We start from the raw sequence: 20,531 nt of genomic DNA on the forward strand, positions 1-20,531 counted from the left end.
GGCGGTATCCGCCCCTCTAAACGGAGCCCGTTATGGTAGTGAATACCTTCGCGCAATCCCCTGCGGCCCCACCCCGCGCCCGATGGCGGGGGGCAGCCTTCCTGGCAACGCTGCCGCTGCTGCTTTTCTTGTTGCTGTTTTTCGTCTGGCCGATTCTGGGGCTGCTGAAAGAAGGCTTTCTGGTCGACGGCCAGTGGAGCCTGGCGCATTATCTGCACCTGTGGAACACGCCGGTGTACCGGCTGGTGCTGGAGAATACCTTTTTTATCGCGCTGGCCGTGACGCTGGGCTGCATCATCACCAGTTACCCACTGGCCTGGCTGATGGCCGCCGTGCGCCCGGCGATGACCAAATTCCTGTTTTTCGCCATTCTGCTGCCGTTCTGGTCCAGCGCGCTGGTGCGCACCACCGGCTGGATAGCGCTGCTGCAGCAAAACGGCCCGCTCAATACCCTGCTGATGACGGTGCACATTACCCAACAGCCGATCGCCTTCTTATATAACTTCACCGCCGTGATGATCGGCATGGTGCACGTCCTGATGCCGTTTATCGTGCTGCCGCTATATGCCTCCTTCCGTTCGCTGGACAGCACGCTACTGCTGGCGGCCAAAAGCCTGGGTGCCGATGCGCCGGGCATTTTCTTCCGCGTGATCCTGCCGCTGACGCGCCCCGGCATGGTGGCCGGCGCCATTATCGTGTTTATGAATGCGGTGGGCTATTACATCACCCCCTCTCTGATGGGCGGCCCGGCCCAGCGCATGATGGCCAGCCTGATTTCATACAACATTACGGAAGAGTTGAACTGGGGCATCGCCGCCGCACTGGCCTGCGTGCTGCTGCTGGCAACGCTGTTGGCGCTATGGGTGTTCAACACCCTGTTTGGCCTGAATTCGCTGATGGCGGGCAGCAGCGCCAAAGGTAGCCAGTCGGCCATCAACGCCGTGCCGAGCGGCGCCGGCGGCAAGGCCTGCGCCCTGGCCGGCACCCTGGTGGCGGTGTTTCTGATCCTGCCGCTGGTGATTGTTATCCCGATGAGCTTCGGCACCAACGAATTCCCCACCTTCCCGCCGCCGCAGTACGGATTGCGCTGGTACGTGCACTTCTTTACCGACGCCAAGTGGATGGCCGCGCTGGGGCAAAGCGTACACATCGGCCTGCTGGTTACGCTGCTGTCGATGCTGCTGGGCGCCAGTGCGGCGCTGGGGCTGCACAAACTCAGCGGCCCGCGCCGCAGCTGGCTGGAAACGCTGTTTATCATCCCGATGTCGGTGCCCGCCATTATCATCGCCGTGGCGCTCTATTACCTGTGCGGCCCGTTGGGGCTGATTAACAACTCCGTGGCGCTGATCATCGGCCATACCGTCCTGGCGACCCCCTACACCTTCATTACGCTCAGCGCCGCGCTGAAGAGTTTTGATAAAAACCTGGAGCTGGCTGCCTACAGCCTGGGCGCGCCACCGTGGCAGATGTTCCGCCGGGTGATGCTGCCGGCGCTGCTACCGGGGCTTATCAGCGGCGCCATCTTCGCCTTCGTCACCTCGTTTGACGACGTGATCATGGCGCTGTTCCTGACCACCATCCGCAACCGCACGCTGCCCAAACTGATGTATGAAGGGCTGGCGTTTGATTTTGATCCGACGGTGATTGCCGCCTCCTGCGTGCTGATCGCCGCCACCGCGGGCATCCTGCTGTTGCAGAGCCTGCTGACCGCTCACGGAGGCAAACATGCAGATTCAGCAAGGTAAAGACGTCGCGTTGGCAAACATCCGCAAAACCTACGGCCAAACGGTGGCGATCCCGCAGCTCAATCTGGCCGTCGCGCGCGGGGAATTCTGCACGCTGCTGGGGGCTTCAGGCTCCGGCAAAACCACCTTGCTAAAAATTATCGCCGGTTTTGAACAGCCGGATGCCGGCAACGTGATCATCGCCGGCAAAAACGTCACCCGCGATCGCATCGCCGATCGCAACATCGGCATGGTGTTCCAGAACTACGCGCTGTTCCCCCACATGTCGGTTTTCGAGAATGTGGCCTTCCCGCTGCGTATGCGCCGGCTGGCCAAAGAAGACATCAACCGCCGGGTGGGTGATGCGCTGGCGCTGGTCAGCCTGGGCGATTACCCGCAGCGGCTGCCCGGCGAACTTTCCGGCGGCCAACAGCAGCGTGCCGCGCTGGCCCGGGCGCTGGTGTTTAACCCGGATATTCTGCTGATGGATGAACCCCTCGGCGCGCTGGATAAAAACCTGCGCCAATCCATCCAGTTACAAATCAAACAGTTGCACCAGGAGTTGGGGCTGACAGTGGTGTTCGTCACCCACGATCAGGAAGAAGCGATGAACCTGTCGGATCGCATTGTGATCATGGATAAAGGCCAAATCGTCGGCGCCGGTAGCCCGCAGGCGCTGTATCGCCAGCCCGATAGCCGTTTTATCGCCGGCTTTCTCGGCGAGTGCAACTTTATCGATAGGCCGGACGGGCAAACGCTGGGAGTGCGCCCTGAGCACCTGTTGGTCGGCGAGGCCAGCCTCGGCGCCAGCCAACGCTTCAACGCGGCGCTTAAAATGGCGACCTTCTGCGGCCTGCACTGGAAACTGCTGTTCGATTTCCAGAGCAAAACCCTGGTGGCCTATGCGCCCGCCAACGCGCCGGCCGCCCTGCGCACGCCGGGGCAAACGCTGACGCTGGGTTTTCTGGCGGAACACGCCATGGCCTTTGCGCAAAGCGCATGAAGCCATCGGCGCAACCGGCCGCTATACCACGGCCAAACCTTCACGCCTTCGGCAAGGGGAACGCTATGCAGCCAACAGAAACGCCGTTGAACGAGTTGCTTCTGGCTAAGCGGGGGCAGGATCTCACCGAAGCGACCTATCGGCGCCTGCTTAATATGATCCAACTGGGCCGCATCCCCACCAACGTGCCGCTGCAGGAGCGTGCGTTGGCCAGCGCCCTCGGCGTCTCGCGCACCCCGCTGCGGGAGGCGTTCAGCCGGCTGGTCGGCGGCGGCTTTGCCAGCCGCATTGGGCGCGGGCAACTGATGGTGAAAGAGCCCACGCTGCACGAATACCTGGAAATCCTGCACCTGCGCGCGCTGCTGGAGGGCGAAGCGGCCTTTATGGCGACGGGCAACATCCCGCAGGCACAGGTGGAAAATGTGATACAGGCGCTGCAAACCCACCTGCAAGCGCGCGACTTTTCCGCCGAAGAAAACCACCGTATCGATAACCTGGTGCACCTGACCATTGCCGCCCACTGCGGCAGCGCGCAAATGGAAAGCCTGATTTTCGATCTGCGCATCAAGGCGCGCACGTTCGATCAAAACGGCAGCATCGCCCGCTTCGAGCCGGGCTGCCGCGAACATCTCCAACTGATGGAGTGCATCCGCGCCAACGATGCCAACGGCGCCCGCCAGGCGATGGCGCACCACCTGACTCAAGTCCGCGCCAGCATCGTGGCGCGGTTTACCTCACTGTTACCGGGGAGCATCACCGCATGCAAAAACTGACTGAACAGGCCAAGGGGGTGTACATCATCTCCGCCACGCCCTTTACCGACAGCGGCGAACTGGATTTGGCCAGCGCCGATACCCTGACCGATTTCTACCTGGAAAAGGGAGTGGACGGCATCACCATCCTCGGCATTCTCGGCGAAGCCCACAAGCTGACCGAAGAGGAAACCGAGCAATTCATGCAACGCGTGCTGACGCGGGTTAACGGCCGGGTGCCGGTGATCGTCGGCGTGAGCCACCCTTCGCATCGCCACGTGGAACGCCTGGCTAAAAAGGCCATGGCCTGCGGCGCCGCGGGCGTGATGCTGGCGCCGGCGCCCAACCTGAAAACCGATCCGCAGGTGGAAAACTATTTCCTCACCATCGGCGAACTGCTCGGCCCGGACATTCCTCTCTGCCTGCAGGACTACCCGCAATCAACCGGCGTCTATACCTCGGTGCCGGTCATGCTGCGGCTGATTGAAGCACTGCCGCAGTTGGTGATGCTCAAGCACGAAGAGCTTTCCGGCATGGGCAAGCTCAGCCAACTGCGCCGGCAAAGCGCCGAGCGGGGGCTGCGCCGCATCAGTATTTTGGTCGGCAATGGCGGGCTGTTTTTGCCCCAGGAATTGGCGCGCGGCGCCGACGGCGCAATGACCGGCTTCGCCTGGCCGGAAATGCTGGTGCAAGTTTGCCGCGCCTATGCCGAAGGGGATGCAACGCGCGGCGAAGATATTTTTGATCGCTATCTGCCGCTGCTGCGCCATGAGTTCCAGTACGGCATTGGGTTGGCGCTGCGTAAGGAAACCCTGCGCCGCCGCGGTGCGATACAGCACGCGCGGGTGCGCCCAGCCGGCCCGGCGCTGGACCAAAACGATCTGGATGAACTGACCGGCCTGATCGACAGGCTGAAACAAAAATTACAGCAAGGGGGAGTGCAATAATGGATCTGATGATCGCGGATAAAGTGGCGCTGGTATGCGGCGCGGGCAGCGGCCTGGGCCGTGCGATAGCCGTTGCGCTGGCGGCCGAAGGCGTGACCGTGGCGGTGACCGGGCGCAACATGGACAAACTGGCGCACACGGTGCAGCTTATCGAACAGGCCGGCGGCAAGGCCAGCGCCTGGGCGCTGGATCTCACGCAGCCGGAAAGCTTTGCCGCCACCCTCGGCCAGATACGCCAGGTGCACGGCGCGATTACCATCCTGGTGAATAACTCCGGCGGCCCGGCGCCTTCGACTGCCGCCGGCGTGCCCGCCGAGGTATGGCAAAACCAGTTTAACGCCATGGTCAGCGCGCTGATCCAACTGACCGATCAGATCCTGCCGGATATGATCGCCGCCGGCTGGGGGCGGATCATCACCAGCACATCATCCGGCGTGGTGGCGCCTATCGCCAATCTGGCGGTTTCCAACGCGCTGCGCCTGGCACTGGTGGGCTGGTCTAAAACGCTGGCGGCGGAAGTGGCGCCGCACGGCATCACCGCCAATATTCTGGTGCCGGGGCGCATCGCAACCGACCGCGTCGCACAGTTGGACGCCGCCCGCGCCGGGCGCGAACAGACGGCGGTCGAGGATGTGCAGGCCAAAAGCCGCGCCGCTATCCCCGCCGGGCGCTATGGCCAGCCACAAGAGTACGGCGCGGTGGCCGCCTTTCTCGCCAGCCAGCAGGCTTCCTTTATCACCGGCAGCATTTTGCGGGTGGATGGCGGCATGATCCCTTCACTCTAGGACCGGTTCCCCATGGGCAATAGTTGTGTAATTCGCGGCGGCATGCTGTACGACGGCAGCGGCAACCCGCCGCAAAAAGCGGATGTGGCGATCGCTGGCCGCCATATTCAGGCGGTGGGCGCGCCGGGCACCCTGCACGGCACCCAGACGATCGACGCGCGCGGTCTGGCGCTGGCGCCGGGCTTTATTGATGTGCATACCCATGACGATCGCGCCCTGCTACAGCCCGGCATGATGACCGCCAAGCTGTCGCAGGGGGTGACCACCGTCATCACCGGCAACTGCGGCCTAAGCCTGGCGCCGGCGTCCATGGCGCAGATACCGGCGCCGCTGGATTTGATCGCCACGCCGGCCTGGCTGCGTTTCCCGCGCTTTGCCGACTACCTGGCGGCCATGGCGACCCAGGGCATCATGGTGAACGCCGCCTGCATGGTGGGGCACACCACCCTGCGCGCCAGCGTGATGCACGGCGACCTGACGCGCGAGGCCAGCGCGGCGGAATGCGCCGTCATGCGCGTGCGGCTGGAGGAAGCCTTGGCCGACGGCGCTTTCGGCTTCTCGACCGGCACCTTCTACCCCGCCGCGCGGGCAGCCACGCAGGAGGAGATCGTGGCGGTGGGCGAACCGTTGGCGCGCTATGGCGGCATTTACGCCACCCATATGCGTAATGAGGCGGAAGCGGTGCTGGATTCGTTGGAAGAGAGCTACGCCATCGGCCGCCGCCTGGGCGTGCGGGTATTGATTTCACACCACAAGCTCGCCGGGGTGAAAAACCACGGCCGCTCGCTGGAAACCCTGGCCAGCATTCAGGCCGCCCGCGCCCGGCAGCCGCTGTCATTGGATTGCTACCCTTATAACGCGTCCTCCACCACGCTAAACCCGGCGTTTGTGGCGCGGGCTTCCCGGGTGCTGGTGAGCTGGTCAACCCCGCATCCGCATCTGGCCGGGCAGTTGCTGGCCGATATCGCCGCCCAATGGGGCGTGAGTGATGAAGCGGCGGCGGAACGGCTGATGCCGGCCGGCGCCATTTACTTCATGATGGACGAGCAGGATGTGCAGCGCATTCTGGCCTTCCCGCCGACGATGATCGGCTCTGACGGTATGCCGCACGACGAGCACCCGCATCCACGGCTGTGGGGCACGTTCCCGCGGGTATTGGGGCATTATAGTCGCGAACTCGGCCTGTTCCCGCTGCACACCGCCATCCACAAGATGAGCGGTTTACCCGCCGCCGAGCTGGGCATCCCGCTGCGCGGCCGGATTGCGCCCGGCCACTTTGCCGATCTGGTGCTGTTCAACACCGAGACGGTGCAAGACAGCGCCACTTTCGCGGAGCCTTGCACCCGGGCAACGGGGATTGAGTATGTTTGGGTGAATGGGCAATTGGCCTGGGCCGACAGGCAGGTGCAGCATGATAAGGCGGGGCAAATTGTTCGCCGAGCGCCCCAATAGGTTGGGGAGTTACGCCTTCGGCGCTGATAATTGCTGCAAAGAAATTCGATACGATTAAGGCAATTCCGCTTACACGGTGGGTTACAAATACTGTTTCACCGACATTCTTTGTTGAGGTCGAGGAGGGTTTCGGTCGCCATCATATCGTGGCTTTTTGCAACACCGTAGCCCGCGCCCGAGTTAGGGGCCGTGGGCTGTATGAACCGGGCACATAGGTTACAGATCTGACCAGCCTCATAGGTAACGCATTTATTCTTTAATCAGCCCGGATTATACGATGGTTCTGTCTATCGTACCGGGCCAATACCAACTCCCCGAACCCTATTTCGTCCGTGTCATCGTCAACTTCTTTCATCCACACCCATTCATACCTGAGGGCCTCCGATAGGAAGATTCGTCGGCCGTTGAACCATAAATCACCTTTCACTTCCACACGCAGTAACTTCGCCCCCTTTGGTACCGGCATCTCCTTTTGTGCCCCAGTATAAATCCGGGGGGAAGGACACCAGACTGATTGGGGCGTTTTTCCTCCCAGAGCCTTATGTGGCCGAACTTCATTAAATTCTTTTCTCCATGTGTTTAGCCATGTCTGTTGTTCCTCCAGAGAGGCAAATTTATGACACTGTTTCATTCCCTCTTTCATTGTTCTGTGCATTCTTTCATGACGTCCATTCTCTGTCGGTTTCCCTGGGCGAATTCGCTCGGGAGTAACACCACATTTGATTAGCCAGATAGACATCTGGCTTAATCCCCACAGCCCGGCACCGGCAAAAGGTGGACCGTTATCGGTGCGTAGAACCTGGGGCAAACCACATTCGTGGAAGACTCGCTCGAGGCAGGGAATGACAAATTTCCCATCGGGTAAATACGTGGCATCACAGGCAAGTACCATTCTGCTGTAGTTATCCGTCAGTGTGAAAGGATGACACCAACGTCCGGTTGTATGGGTGAACTTGCCTTTGAAATCCGCGCTCCAGACATCATTTGGCTGGTTTATCTTATGGAGCACATAAGACCGTTTGGGTTTGTATTTCAATCGATTACGTTTTTTTGTCAGGCCATGGATCTTAAATATGCCCCCAATAGTACTGGCAGCGGGCACATCCGAAACATCCATATTCAAAAGTAATTGTCTTATCTTTTCCGGGCCCCATGTAGGGTGCTGCTGTTTCTTCTCAAGAAGCAATTCCACCGTTGGCAGCGGTATGGAAAGTTGATGATGGCGAGCTCGGGAATGGTCAGAAAGAGAGGAAATATCATCAGGAGAAAATCGGGACAGCCACTTATAGCCAGTTTTGCGACTAATGTTGAAACGGCGGCATAGCTCAGCGACAGAAGTATCGCCCTTCAGACAAGCGGTGACAAATTGCAAACGTTGCATGGTAACACTCTCAGGCCAAGGCACAGTAAACCTCCCTATCTCGTTAACTGTGCCAGTTATAACCTGTTACCCATGTGCCCGGTGTAAAGTGTTACCCATGTGCCCGGTGTAAAGTGTTACCCATGTGCCCGGTTCATACAGGGCGCGGCCCCTAACGACCCGCGCCAGCGCCATATCAGGCGGCCGCTGCGCGGCTACCCTCACTGTGTCACTTCGCATTAACGGCCGGCTACGACAGGCGTCCCTGCCTGTCTCGCCTGAAACCGCCGTCCTGGCGGTTTCGCCTATGCTACGTTCCGCCGTTCGGCGCCTTCAATGGCTTCAACCCCGGTGCTCCACTCACCAAATGCGTTGTCTTTGATTGTGTCAAAACCGAAGGTTAGGTTGCCCGGTGGCGATAGATTCAGGTTTTGACCTTCCGCGCGCATCTTGGGCTGCCGAGCAAGGCACCGTTGCCAGGGGCAATCGGCCACGGACGGTCGATTGAGGCGAGACAAACAGGGATGTTTGTCGTAGCCGACCCGTCCGGCGACGGGGACGCCGCGAGGGGACCCGCGCAGCGGGCAGGCCATGTTAAGCGCAGGCCGGGGTGTCGGGGCCGGGCCTTCGGCCCTGACAATTGCCTACCACTATTGCCGCAAAGAAATTCGATACGATTAAGGCAATTCCCCTTACGCTGGTGGCGGCAGAGTACTGTTCCAATAACACTCTTTCTGAGGTTAACCGCAGGCTGCGCCGGGCACATGACCAACGCGCGTTTCGATCTCGCTAATTGCATCAATCCGCGCCTGATGGCGCCCACCTTCAAACTGGGCGTCAAGCCAGGCATCCACGATCATTTTCGCCAGCTCTTGCCCCACCACCCGTGCGCCGAACGCCAGAATATTGGTGTTATTGTGCTGCCGTGACAGTTGGGCGGAATAAGGCTCGCTGCACACCACGGCCCGGATGCCGGGGTATTTATTGGCCGTGATGGAAATGCCCACGCCGGTGCCGCAAATCAGAATGCCGCCCTCCACTTCCCCCGCCAACACCGCTTCCGCCACCGCACCGGCGTAGCGCGGGTAATCCGTACGTTCACTGGACCAGGTGCCTTTATCCACCACCGTAACACCGCGCTGTTGCAGGTGCGCGGCGATGGCCGCCTTCAGTTCAAAACCGACATGATCGCAGCCAAGGGCTATGTTCTTCATTACAACCTCTCGTTGATTGGGCTATCTCGCTAACTTTACAAAAGTTATTTTACTTGTGAAATAAAGCCAAATTAACCGATAAAAACCGCCTAAACACGGCGATTCTCTCCGCCAGGGCAGCACGCTATTTCACAAAAGTGTGTTTTATTAAGATTAATGGCATCACACAAAGCAGACGGCTTCTGGCAAAAAATTAAATTAATCAATTGAATATTAAATAAAAATGTCAAACCACGCCTATCTGCCGCACCCGAGCAAACTTCACACAAAGATTAACTTTATAAGTTTTATAATTTTGTGAAGTTTGTTGCATATTTTATCAACAGCCTGTGGTGATATAGTGGTGTCTTCAGTTTATGGACGCGAGAAGCAAATGAGCCAATCAGAATTTGATCAGGGCATCCCGAACGGGATCGGCATCGCCCCTTACCTGCGCATGAAGCAGGAAGGCATGACGGAAAACGAAAGCCGAATCGTGGAATGGTTTTTGGCGCCGGGTAATTTAAGCGGAGCGCCGTCGATAAAAGACGTTGCCGAAGCGCTAATGGTGTCGGAGGCGATGATTGTCAAAGTGTCGAAGCTGCTGGGGTTTAGCGGTTTTCGCAACCTGCGCAGTTCGCTGATCGACTACTTTTCACAGTCCGAACAGGTGCTGCCGGCCGAGCTGTCTTTCGATGAAGCGCCGCAAGATGTGGTGAACAAGGTGTTCAACATCACCCTGCGTACCATTATGGAAGGCCAGTCGATCGTCAATGTGGATGAGATCCACCGTGCGGCGCGTTATTTTTACCACGCCAAACAGCGCGATCTGTACGGCGTCGGCGGCTCAAACGCGATCTGCGCCGATATCGAGCATAAGCTGCTGCGCATCGGCGTGCGCTGCCACGCCTACCAGGACGCGCACATCATGATGATGTCCGCCGCGTTGCTGCAAGAAGGGGATGTGGTGCTGGTGGTCTCCCACTCCGGGCGCACCAGCGATCTGCAAGAAGCGGTAGAATTGGCGAAGAGCAACGGGGCGAAGATTATTTGTATCACCCACAGCTATAACTCGCCGATCGCCAAACTGGCAGACTTTATTATCTGTTCGCCGGCGCCGGAAACGCCATTGTTAGGGCGCAACGCCTCGGCACGTATTTTACAACTGACCTTATTAGACGCTTTTTTTGTTTCCGTCGCACAACAGAATATTGAGCAGGCAACGTTAAATATGGAAAAAACCGGCGCTATCGTTAACTTTTTCCGCCGGGATAAATAACCAGAAATTTTCAGGCCACAGTTGAAAACGATACCCGATTAATTCAGGCCCCTGTGGTCTGAAATAATCCGGTATATATAATAGTTACCCTACAGTGAGAATAATACAATGAACAAACTTCTGAAGTTATTCAGTAGCGCTGCTGTCGGTGTGATGTTATCCACCAGTGCTTTCGCCGCCGCCGATTATGCCGTGGTCTTAAAAACGCTATCCAACCCGTTTTGGGTCGATATGAAAAAAGGCATTGAGGATCAGGCGAAAGCCAGTGGCGTTAGCGTTGATATTTTCGCTTCGCCTTCGGAGGGGGATTTCCAGTCGCAGCTGCAGCTCTTCGAAGATCTCAGTAATAAAAACTACAAAGGCATCGCCTTCGCGCCGCTCTCTTCGGTAAACCTGGTGATGCCGGTTACCCGCGCCTGGAAAAAAGGGATTTTCCTGGTCAATCTCGATGAAAAAATCGACATGGATAACCTGAAAAAAGCGGGCGGCAACGTGGAAGCGTTCGTCACCACCGACAACGTCGCCGTGGGCGGCAAAGCGGCCGACTACATCATTCAGCGGCTGGGTGCAGAAGGCGGTGAGGTGGCGATTATCGAAGGCAAAGCCGGCAACGCCTCCGGCGAAGCGCGCCGCCAGGGGGCGACCGCAGCCTTCCAAAAAGCCGGCGCGATCAAACTGGTTGCCAGCCAGCCCGCCGACTGGGATCGCATCAAAGCGCTGGATGTTGCTACCAACGTATTGCAGCGCAACCCGAATCTGAAAGCCTTCTACTGCGCCAACGATACCATGGCGATGGGCGTGGCCCAGGCGGTGATCAACGCCGGCAAAACCGGCAAGGTCCTGGTCGTGGGCACCGATGGTATTCCTGAAGCGCGCAAAATGGTGGCTGGCGGGCAAATGACCGCCACCGTCGCCCAGAACCCGGCGGATATCGGTGCAACCGGCCTGCGTCTGCTGGTGGAAAAAGCCAAGACTGGCCAGGTGATCCCGCTGGATAAACAGCCGGAATTCAAACTGGTCGATTCGGTACTGATTACCCAATAGCCACCCGGCCCCCGGTGGCGCAAACCGGGGGCCAAGGCGAAATATATACCCAAAAGAATTCGAGTTGCGGGATAAACGCGCCACACCGCAAGCGCAAATATCGCGGATACCTGGAGCATGGCGGAATAGAGGTAATTAAATGGTCACGCCTTATATCAGCATGGCGGGGATCGGCAAATCTTTTGGCCCGGTTCACGCATTAAAATCGGTTGATTTAGCCATTTACACTCATGAAATACATGCGTTATTAGGTGAAAACGGCGCCGGCAAATCAACCCTGATGAAAATATTGTCGGGTATCTATGAACCCACCAAAGGGACAATCACCATTGATCACACCGACTATAACAAACTGGATCATAAACTCGCCTCGCAATTAGGCGTGGGCATTATTTACCAGGAGTTAAGCGTTATAGACGAATTAACGGTGCTGGAAAATCTTTATATTGGCCGGCACCTGACCAAAAAAGTCTGCGGCATCACGATTATTGACTGGAAAGAAATGCGCCTGCGCGCCGCCATGATGTTATTACGCGTCGGCCTAAAAGTGGATCTTGATGAAAAAGTGGCGAATTTATCCATCAGCCATAAACAAATGTTGGAAATCGCCAGAACGCTGATGCTCAACGCCAAAGTGATCATCATGGATGAGCCAACCTCTTCGCTGACCAGCAAAGAAGTAGATTACTTGTTCCTGATCATGCAGCAGTTGCGCAAAGAGGGCTGTGCGATCGTGTATATCTCGCACAAGCTCAATGAGATCCGCCAAATCTGCGATCGCTACACGGTGATGAAAGACGGCAGCAGCGTCAGCAGCGGCATGGTGAGCGACGTCAGCAACGACGACATCGTGCGCATGATGGTGGGCCGCGAGCTGCAAAACCGCTTTATGGCGCTGAAAGAGAATGCCGGCAACGTGGAGCCGGACACGGTGTTCGAAGTGAAACACGTCACCAGCCGCGACAAAAAGAAAGTCCGCGATATCTCTTTTACGGTCAGCCGGGGCGAAATCCTCGGTTTCGCCGGGCTGGTGGGCTCCGGCCGCACTGAGCTGATGAACTGCCTGTTCGGCGCCGAAAAACGCAGCCAGGGGGAGATCCTGCTGCACGGCAAGCCGATCACGCCCCGTTCGCCGCTCGACGCGTTGAAAAAAGGCATGGCATACATCACCGAAAGCCGGCGCGAGAACGGCTTTTTCGCCAACTTTTCCATTGCTGAAAACATCGCCATCAGCCGCAGCCTGAAAGACGGCGGCTACAAAGGCGCCATCGGGTTATTCAAGCCGCAGCAAGAGCATGAAATCGCCGAACAGCAACGCGCCCTGCTCGCGCTTAAGTGCCAGTCGGTGAATCAAAACATCACTGAGCTGTCGGGCGGTAACCAGCAAAAGGTGCTGATTTCCAAATGGCTCTGCTGCCACCCGGAAGTGATTATTTTCGATGAGCCGACCCGCGGCATCGATGTGGGGGCCAAGGCTGAAATTTACAAAGTGATGCGCCGGCTGGCGGACGAAGGGAAAGTGATCCTGATGGTGTCTTCCGAGCTGCCGGAAATTATTACCGTCTGTGACCGTATTGCGGTGTTTTGCGCAGGGCGCCTGACGAAAATTTTGAACAATCGCGACGATATCAGCGAAGAGGAGATTATGGCATGGGCATTACCTCAAGAGTAAAAGGCGAGCCGCCAGAGAAGACGCCGTTTAACTTCGCCCTGTTCTGGGATAAATACGGCACGTTTTTCATCCTCGCGATTATCGTGGCGATCTTCGGCACGCTGTCGGCGGAGTATTTCCTCACCGCCAACAACATCACGCAGATTTTCGTGCAAAGTTCGGTAACCGTGCTGATCGGCATGGGGGAATTCTTCGCCATTCTGGTGGCGGGGATCGATCTTTCGGTCGGCGCGATCCTAGCACTGTCGGGCATGGTCACCGCCAAACTGATGCTGGCCGGCTTTGATCCGGTTTCCGCCGCGCTGATTGGCGGCGTGGTGGTCGGCGGCGCGCTTGGCGCCATCAACGGCTGCCTGGTGAACTGGACGGGGCTGCACCCGTTTATCATTACGCTGGGCACCAACGCCATCTTCCGCGGCATTACGCTGGTGATTTCCGACGCCAACTCGGTGTACGGTTTCTCTTTCGACTTCGTCAATTTCTTCGCCGCCAGCGTTATCGGCATACCGGTACCGGTTATCTTCTCGCTGCTGATCGCCATTGTGCTGTGGTTCCTCACCACCCGCACCCGGCTGGGGCGCAACATCTATGCGCTGGGCGGCAACAAAAACTCCGCCTTTTATTCCGGCATTGATGTGAAGTTCCATATGTTGGTGGTGTTCATCATCTCCGGCATTTGCGCCGGGCTGGCGGGCGTGGTGTCCACCGCGCGCCTCGGCGCGGCCGAGCCGTTAGCCGGCATGGGATTTGAAACCTACGCCATTGCCAGCGCCATTATCGGCGGCACCAGCTTCTTCGGCGGCAAGGGGCGCATTTTCTCGGTGGTGATCGGCGGCCTGATCATCGGCACCATCAATAACGGCCTGAATATTCTGCAAGTACAAACCTACTACCAACTGGTGGTGATGGGCGGGCTGATTATCGCCGCTGTCGCACTGGATCGGCTGATCAGTAAGTAAGGAGCCAATGATGAAAATATCCCCCTCTCTGATGTGTATGGATCTATTGAAGTTCAAAGAGCAGATCGAGTTTATCGATCGCCATGCGGACTATTTTCATATCGACATTATGGACGGCCACTTCGTGCCGAACCTGACGCTCTCGCCGTTTTTCGTCAGCCAGGTGCGCCGCCTAGCGAGTAAACCGCTTGACTGTCACCTGATGGTGACCCGGCCGCAGGACTACATCGCCTCGCTGGCGGCCGCCGGCGCCGATTTCATTACCCTGCACCCGGAAACCATCAACGGCCAGGCGTTTCGCCTGTTCGATGAGATCCGCCGGCACGGCATGAAAGTGGGCCTGATCCTTAACCCGGAAACCGCGGTCGATACGATGAAGTATTACATTCACAAGGCCGACAAGATCACCGTGATGACGGTTGATCCCGGCTTTGCCGGGCAGCCCTTCATCCCGGAAATGCTGGAAAAAATCGCCGAACTGAAAGAATGGCGCACGCGTGAAGGGCTGTCTTATGAAATCGAGATCGATGGCTCCTGCAACCAAGGCACCTATCAGCGCCTGATTGAGGCCGGTGCGGATGTGCTGATCGTCGGCTCCTCCGGCCTGTTCAGCCATTCACCGGATGTTGCCGAAGCCTGGAACATCATGGCGCAGCAGATTGTGCAAGCCAAAAGCGCGGAGGCCCGCCATGTCTGAACCGCTTCCCGTGGTGGCCGGGGTGGATATGGGCGCCACCCATACCCGCTTCTGCCTGCAAAACGCCGAGGGGGTGGAGATCGTCTGCAAGAAATTACCCACCGCGGAGGTCATTGCTCCCGGCCTGGCCGCCGGGCTTAGCGGCCAGCTGCGCCAGCTGTTTGAGCGGCACCGTGCACGCGGCCTGGGCGTGATGATCGGGTTCCCGGCGCTGGTGGGCAGCGATCGGCGCACCATTATCTCAACCCCCAACCTGCCGCTGACGGCCAGCGAATTCGCCGGCCTGGCCGAATGCCTGGAACACCAACTCGCGTGCCCGGTGCAGTTTGCGCGCGATGTCAATCTGCAGCTCTCTTATGATGTGCATGAAAACGCGCTGGAGAACGAGGTGGTGCTGGCCGCCTACCTCGGCACCGGCATGGGGTTCGCCATCTGGCTCAACGGCGCCCCCTGGACCGGCGCCCACGGCGTGGCGGGCGAGCTTGGCCATATTCCGCAGGGCGACGGCCGCATGCGCTGCGGCTGCGGCAATCTCGGCTGCCTGGAAACGGTCTGTTCCGGCGTGGCGCTGCGCCACTGGTATGAACAAACGCCGCGCGCTTATACGCTCGGCGAGCTGTTTTTACACAGCCGCAGCGATGCCTTTATTGTTGCATTGCTGGCGCACGCGGCGCGCGCCATCGCCACCAGCATCAACCTGTTTGATCCGCACAGCGTGATCCTCGGCGGCGGGGTAATGGATATGCCGGGGTTCCCGTTATGCGAGCTGATCGCCGGCGTGCGTACGCATCTGCGCCGCCCGCTGCCCCATGACGCGGTGCGCTTTATCCCCGCCTCTTCTTCAGACTTTAACGGCGCCTGCGGGGCCGCCGGCCTTGCCCGCCGCCGCTGGCTGAATTAGCCGGCCCTGTGCGGCCTGGCGGAGGGGATTCAGAATTGGCTCAGGCGTTTGATGATGCTTTCCCGCACGTTATCAATGTGCGCGATAAGCAGATCCCGCGCCTGTTCGGCCTGCCCGTTGCGCAGCGCTTCAATGATCGCCAAATGTTCGTTATGGCCAATAACAAAGCGTTCCGGCACTTGGCGCAAATTGAACATGCTGGTTTTTAAGCGCAGGGTTTGAATATAGCCTTTCAATAAGCGGTTGCCGCTGTAATGGGCGATCGCGTCATGCAGGCGGGTATCCACCGCCCAATCCTCTTTGGGGTCCGGCCGGTCCTGGCTAAGCAGGCGTTTAATCTGCCTGGCGATGGCATCCAGCTCATCGCCGGGAATACGGCCGGCGGCCAGGCGAGCCGCCTCACCTTCCAGAGTGCGGCGCACGTGCAGCGTTTCGATCAGTTCCTGGATGGAGAACTCTTTCACTACTGGCGTTCTGCCGCCGTTACGCACAATAAAGCCTTCGTTTTCCAGCCTGTTGAGCGCATTCCTTACCGGCGTGCGGGAAATATCCATCATTTCCGCCAGGCGCCGTTCCTGCAATACGGTATTCACCGGCAGTTCGCGGTTGATGATCATTTGCAAAATGATATCGTAAGCCTTCCTGCTTAAATTCCGTTCGTTATCATCATTCATACAGTAGCTTGTGCTCATAGAAACCATCGTATTTTCACACTGGATATACCGTTAATCAGGCTAATCCGTCTGCAACCCCGGCCGCGGTGCCCGGCAAGGATTGCCGAACACAGCCTAGCATTTTCATCTCAAAGATACAGCAGCAGGCCCTGCGCCGCATTACTGCGCCAAGCTGCGCACCGGATCTTTCGGCGCAGGATCGTAACCCACCAGCGGGGTTACCAGCCTAGCGTAAGTGCCATCGGCCTTCATTTCAGCCAGGGCTTTATTGACGGCAGCAACCAAATTCGGCTTGCCCTTTTTCAGCGCAAAGCCTTTCTGGATCTGGTTCACATAGTCCGGCGTCTGTTTAAAAGGCAGCTTCATGTCTTTAATCAGGTAGGCATTACCAATCGAGTCATTAATCACCCCATCGATATTCCCGTTCGCCATATCCTGCACGGCAGCCGTTACGTCAACGTAGCTTTTTAATATCGCACCGTGCTCCACCGCCAACTGTGCATAGGTGGAAGAAACCTGCGCGCCAATCCGTTTGCCTTTCAGATCCTGTGCGGATTGAATAGCTGAATCTTGCGGAATAATAATCCGGCCGCCGGATTCGATCCAACCGTCGGCAAAGATAATCGCTTTTTGCCGTTCCGGGGTAATATCCATCGCAGCGCTGCTGATATCAAACTGATCGGCCTGCAGGCCAATTAAAATGGAGTCCCATTTCGTCACAATCGGCATGTATTTCAGATCAAGACGCCGGGCGATCTCTTTCATTACGCTGATTTCCAGGCCGTCCAATTGGCCATTTGCCATCCGCATGCTGTACGGCGGGTTGGTCCCTTCGGTGGCAACGCGTAATTCCCCTTGCTTGAGCAGTTCAAGTTGCCCATCGCCCGCCGCCGCGGCAAAAAAGGACATCAACGCTGACACCAGTACGGCAAGACTAAAAACAAATTTTAGTTTCATGTGGCATGACTCCCGATATGTTGAATAGTAATAGGAAAATCAAGGCATTGTGGTTGCCAATAGTGATAACAATTCCAGCATGACGGTCGCCCCGAGCAGCGCGGTGATTTGCCCCGGCCCGTCATACGGCGGGCTGATTTCCGTCACGTCGCAGCCCACCATGTTGATCTTGTTTAACGCGCGTAACAGCAACAGCGCTTCGCGCGTGCTCGGCCCGCCGGATTCCGGGGTTTGCACTGCGGGTGCCGAAGCCGGGTCAACAAAGTCCATATCGAAGGTAATAAACGTCGGCCGCCCCGCCGTTCTGGCGCTAATGCGTTCGGCCAGCGCCGGCAACCCAATGTCGAACATCTCATCGGTGGTGACCACCTCATAGCCCAAATCCAGCGACTGGGTGATATCGCTGGTTTTAAACAAGGAGCCGCGCAGGCCCACCTGTATCGAATAGCGCGGATCGACAATGTTTTCTTCCACCGCTCGGCGGAACGGCGTGCCGGCGCTGTATTGCAGATCGGCGAAATATTTATCCCAGGTATCGCTGTGTGAATCGAACTGCACCAGCGCCAGCGGGCCATGTACTCTGGCAATCGCCCGCAGCTCCGCCAGGGTTACAGAATGGTCGCCGCCGATCGCGCACGGCACGGCTCCCGCGGCAGCAATGCGGTGAATGGTTTCTTCTATCAACCGCAACGATTCGATTTCATAACCGGGCACCACCACCGAATCCCCCACATCGGCAATGCGCAGTTTTTCAAAGATATTGACATTGCCGCGATAGGGATTGATCGGGCGCAGCATCACCGACATGGCGCGCACGGCATTGGGCGCAAAGCGCGCGCCGCTGCGAAAAGGCGCGCCGGAATCCGACGGTATGCCAACGATCGCCGCATCAAGATCGCCGGGATCGTTAGCCAGCGGCAGACGCATAAAGGTCGGCAGGCCGCAAAAGCGTGGGCTGGCCAGCGAATCGGCAGGCTGTGAACTCATGGCAAACTCCTTGGTTAGCTGTAACGTTCCTGGCGGCGTTCAAGCCAGGCGGCAAACTCCGTCAGCATCGACGTCAACAGCAAATAAATCACCGAGGCGGCAATATAGAATTCAAACGGACGGAAAGTAGCGGAGATAATAGTCTGGGCATACAGGGTGATGTCGATCACCGTAATGGTGGAAAGCAACGAGGTGTTTTTCAACGCGGAAATCGCCTCGTTGGTCATCGGCGGCAAAATAATGCGAAACACCTGCGGCAAGATGATGCGGCGCATCACTTCACGTTTGGACAGCCCCAGCGCATAGGCTGATTCCATTTGGCTACGCGGAATGGCATTTAGCCCTGAACGGATTATTTCAGCGATATAAGCGCCGCTGTTTAGCGCCAGCGCAATTACGCCGGCGGCGAACGGCGAAAACCGGATCCCCAACTGCGGCAAGCCGAAATAGACAATAAACACCTGGATCAACGCCGGCGTGCCGCGCACAAACCAAATGTAAAACCGGCTGGCCCGGCTAAATAGCGCCACCGGCGAAAGCTTGCCCAGCGCCGCCGCCAGCCCAAACACCCAACTGAGCAGAATCGTCAGCACCGTGATGGCCAACACCGTCACGGCGGCATAGAAAAAACCGGCGCCATAGGCCTGGAAATCACTCAATAATTGATTCATGGCACATTCCTTCTCGCGGCGGGGGAAATATCCTCATGCAGAATGCGGCTAAGAAATTGCCGTAACCGGGGGCTTTCCGGATCGGCCAGTACCCGTTGCGGCGGGCCATCCTCGGCCACCACGCCCTGATCAAAAAACAGTACGCGTGAAGAAACATCCCGGGCAAAGGCGATTTCATGGGTCACCAGCAGCATGGTCATGCCCTCTTCCGCCAGGGCGGCGATCAGGGTGAGCACTTCGCCCACCAGCTCCGGATCGAGCGCCGAGGTGGCCTCATCGAACAGCATCATGCGCGGCTTCATCGCCAGCGCCCGGGCTATCGCCACCCGCTGCTGTTGCCCGCCGGAGAGCCGACCGGGGTACTGATCGCGCTTTTCATACATTCCGACGCGGTTCAATAAGGCGTCGGCCACTTCTACCGCCGCCTTGCGCGACATTTTTTTCACCCGCAGCGGCGCTTCAATCACATTTTCCAGCACCGTCATATGCGGCCATAAATGGTAGCTCTGGAACACCATGCCAATTTGCGTACGCAGTTGTTGCAACTGCTCGGTGGAAGGCTGGGCTCTGGCGCCGTCACGGAAATCAAACGAGAATTCACCAAATTCCATAAAGCCGCTCTGCGGCATTTCCAGCACGTTCAGACAGCGCAAAAACGTACTTTTCCCGGAGCCGCTGGCGCCGATAATCGAAACCACCTCGCCGCGGTTGACGTTTAACGCCACATTCTTCAACACATGCAGTTCGCCATAGCGCTTATTCAGCTCTTTGATCCGTAATAAAGACGGCTCAATGTGCGTCATGCGGCTCCTCCTTCACATGGCATATTCTCGATTAAGTGCAAACCGATATCGGCAGGCCGGCGGCTAGCGCCATTAATCGGCGTGATATCTTGTGGGCAGGCGGAAAGCACCAGCCAGATATCCTGCTCGGCCTTTAGCACCAAGGTATCCCCCGCTTTAGCGAGCGGCGGGGCGCGATCGAGCGCACCGTCCGGCTGAAACGGCACATTCATAAACAGGTTCAATGACGCCGGGGTAAACGGCAGCGTGATGCCCAGGTGATTCAAGGCGGCGTGGAAATTATCGGTACAGCTACGGTGGTATTGCGTGCAGCCCAGCTCCCGATAAATCTCGGCATTGCAGGGGCACAGCAGCGTGTCATGCCGGCCGGGCGAGGCGTCGTGAACCAGCGTAAACATGGCCGCGCGATAGTTGCTGACCACCGTCATCCCTAGCTGCAGAAACAGATTGCTGTTCACCGAACGCGTATGTTCCATAGAGGCGTACTCGAAAGGATCGCGTTGGCTAATTGCCCAGGCATCCACCACCTGATTGCCGCGAATATTCTCGATCGCCAGCGCCTGCCCTTTGCCCAGCGCAACCGCAATGCCTTCTGTGGCCGCGAGAATCATATCCTGCCCGGTGAAACAAGGTTGGGCCATCATCTGAACCCCCTATTGCTGTATGCGTAA

General features: G+C 57.9%; 20 protein-coding genes. 12 read left to right on the forward strand and 8 right to left on the reverse strand.

The window, feature by feature from the left end:
• Positions 1–32: 32 nt before the first annotated feature.
• From ACN28Q_RS07025 to ACN28Q_RS07050, 6 genes are all read left to right on the forward strand, one after another.
• Complete coding sequence (locus ACN28Q_RS07025) at positions 33–1,745, forward strand: ABC transporter permease subunit (protein ID WP_095845688.1); 1,713 nt, start codon at positions 33–35, stop codon at positions 1,743–1,745.
• Positions 1,726–2,727: an ABC transporter ATP-binding protein gene (locus ACN28Q_RS07030; RefSeq protein ID WP_095845689.1), complete on the forward strand. Its 1,002-nt coding sequence runs from the start codon at positions 1,726–1,728 to the stop codon at positions 2,725–2,727. Before ACN28Q_RS07025 ends, ACN28Q_RS07030 begins: the two co-directional genes overlap by 20 nt.
• A gap of 65 nt (positions 2,728–2,792) precedes the next feature.
• Positions 2,793–3,500: a GntR family transcriptional regulator gene (locus ACN28Q_RS07035; protein ID WP_165907130.1), complete on the forward strand. Its 708-nt coding sequence runs from the start codon at positions 2,793–2,795 to the stop codon at positions 3,498–3,500.
• Entirely contained in the window at positions 3,488–4,426 is a 939-nt protein-coding gene (locus ACN28Q_RS07040; protein ID WP_095845691.1) for a dihydrodipicolinate synthase family protein, read from the forward strand. Before ACN28Q_RS07035 ends, ACN28Q_RS07040 begins: the two co-directional genes overlap by 13 nt.
• Positions 4,426–5,211 carry an SDR family oxidoreductase gene (locus ACN28Q_RS07045; RefSeq protein ID WP_095845692.1) on the forward strand — a complete coding sequence of 262 codons (786 nt, stop codon included), beginning with the start codon at positions 4,426–4,428 and terminating at the stop codon, positions 5,209–5,211. Before ACN28Q_RS07040 ends, ACN28Q_RS07045 begins: the two co-directional genes overlap by 1 nt.
• Positions 5,212–5,223: 12 nt before the next feature.
• A complete protein-coding gene (locus tag ACN28Q_RS07050) occupies positions 5,224–6,663 on the forward strand; it encodes an N-acyl-D-amino-acid deacylase family protein (protein ID WP_095845693.1) in 1,440 nt (479 codons plus the stop codon).
• Between the two features lie 256 nt (positions 6,664–6,919).
• Here ACN28Q_RS07050 and ACN28Q_RS07055 read toward each other — a convergent pair whose 3' ends face one another.
• The gene (locus tag ACN28Q_RS07055) at positions 6,920–8,068 is read right to left on the reverse strand and encodes an integrase core domain-containing protein (protein ID WP_095845103.1); all 1,149 of its coding nucleotides are present in this window, start codon (positions 8,066–8,068) and stop codon (positions 6,920–6,922) included.
• 695 nt (positions 8,069–8,763) lie between these two features.
• A complete protein-coding gene (gene rpiB, locus ACN28Q_RS07060; RefSeq protein WP_095845694.1) occupies positions 8,764–9,237 on the reverse strand; it encodes a bifunctional allose-6-phosphate isomerase/ribose-5-phosphate isomerase RpiB in 474 nt (157 codons plus the stop codon).
• Positions 9,238–9,610: 373 nt separating this feature from the next.
• Between rpiB and ACN28Q_RS07065 the strand changes: the two genes are divergently transcribed.
• The 6 genes from ACN28Q_RS07065 (at position 9,611) to alsK (ending at position 15,768) form a co-directional block, all read left to right on the forward strand.
• Positions 9,611–10,495, forward strand: a complete 885-nt coding sequence (locus ACN28Q_RS07065; RefSeq protein ID WP_095845695.1) for a MurR/RpiR family transcriptional regulator — start codon at positions 9,611–9,613, stop codon at positions 10,493–10,495.
• Between the two features lie 108 nt (positions 10,496–10,603).
• Positions 10,604–11,539 (forward strand): D-allose transporter substrate-binding protein, encoded by a 936-nt coding sequence (alsB, locus tag ACN28Q_RS07070; RefSeq protein WP_095845696.1) that lies wholly within the window; start codon positions 10,604–10,606, stop codon positions 11,537–11,539.
• A 139-nt stretch (positions 11,540–11,678) separates the two neighbouring features.
• On the forward strand, positions 11,679–13,211 hold the full coding sequence (alsA, locus tag ACN28Q_RS07075; RefSeq protein WP_095845697.1) for a D-allose ABC transporter ATP-binding protein AlsA: 1,533 nt from the start codon (positions 11,679–11,681) through the stop codon (positions 13,209–13,211).
• Complete coding sequence (gene alsC, locus ACN28Q_RS07080) at positions 13,190–14,170, forward strand: D-allose ABC transporter permease (RefSeq protein ID WP_095845698.1); 981 nt, start codon at positions 13,190–13,192, stop codon at positions 14,168–14,170. Before alsA ends, alsC begins: the two co-directional genes overlap by 22 nt.
• A gap of 10 nt (positions 14,171–14,180) precedes the next feature.
• The gene (gene alsE / locus ACN28Q_RS07085) at positions 14,181–14,867 is read left to right on the forward strand and encodes a D-allulose 6-phosphate 3-epimerase (protein WP_095845699.1); all 687 of its coding nucleotides are present in this window, start codon (positions 14,181–14,183) and stop codon (positions 14,865–14,867) included.
• Positions 14,860–15,768 carry an allose kinase gene (alsK, locus tag ACN28Q_RS07090; protein ID WP_095845700.1) on the forward strand — a complete coding sequence of 303 codons (909 nt, stop codon included), beginning with the start codon at positions 14,860–14,862 and terminating at the stop codon, positions 15,766–15,768. Before alsE ends, alsK begins: the two co-directional genes overlap by 8 nt.
• 29 nt (positions 15,769–15,797) lie before the next feature.
• Here the strand turns inward: alsK and ACN28Q_RS07095 are convergent, their stop codons facing one another.
• The 6 genes from ACN28Q_RS07095 to ACN28Q_RS07120 form a co-directional block, all read right to left on the reverse strand.
• Positions 15,798–16,460, reverse strand: coding sequence for a GntR family transcriptional regulator (locus tag ACN28Q_RS07095; protein ID WP_230469584.1), 663 nt, complete (start codon positions 16,458–16,460; stop codon positions 15,798–15,800).
• 141 nt (positions 16,461–16,601) lie between these two features.
• A complete protein-coding gene (locus ACN28Q_RS07100) occupies positions 16,602–17,399 on the reverse strand; it encodes a transporter substrate-binding domain-containing protein (RefSeq protein WP_095845702.1) in 798 nt (265 codons plus the stop codon).
• Between the two features lie 39 nt (positions 17,400–17,438).
• Positions 17,439–18,386 carry an agmatinase gene (locus tag ACN28Q_RS07105; RefSeq protein WP_095845703.1) on the reverse strand — a complete coding sequence of 316 codons (948 nt, stop codon included), beginning with the start codon at positions 18,384–18,386 and terminating at the stop codon, positions 17,439–17,441.
• A 14-nt stretch (positions 18,387–18,400) separates the two neighbouring features.
• Positions 18,401–19,057 carry an amino acid ABC transporter permease gene (locus tag ACN28Q_RS07110; protein WP_095845704.1) on the reverse strand — a complete coding sequence of 219 codons (657 nt, stop codon included), beginning with the start codon at positions 19,055–19,057 and terminating at the stop codon, positions 18,401–18,403.
• A complete protein-coding gene (locus ACN28Q_RS07115; protein WP_095845705.1) occupies positions 19,054–19,860 on the reverse strand; it encodes an amino acid ABC transporter ATP-binding protein in 807 nt (268 codons plus the stop codon). The genes ACN28Q_RS07110 and ACN28Q_RS07115 overlap by 4 nt, the downstream gene beginning before the upstream one ends.
• A complete protein-coding gene (locus ACN28Q_RS07120; RefSeq protein WP_095845706.1) occupies positions 19,857–20,504 on the reverse strand; it encodes a DUF1989 domain-containing protein in 648 nt (215 codons plus the stop codon). Before ACN28Q_RS07120 ends, ACN28Q_RS07115 begins: the two co-directional genes overlap by 4 nt.
• Positions 20,505–20,531: the final 27 nt, after the last annotated feature.

Source organism: Gibbsiella quercinecans, from assembly GCF_002291425.1.
GTDB lineage: Bacteria > Pseudomonadota > Gammaproteobacteria > Enterobacterales > Enterobacteriaceae > Gibbsiella > Gibbsiella quercinecans.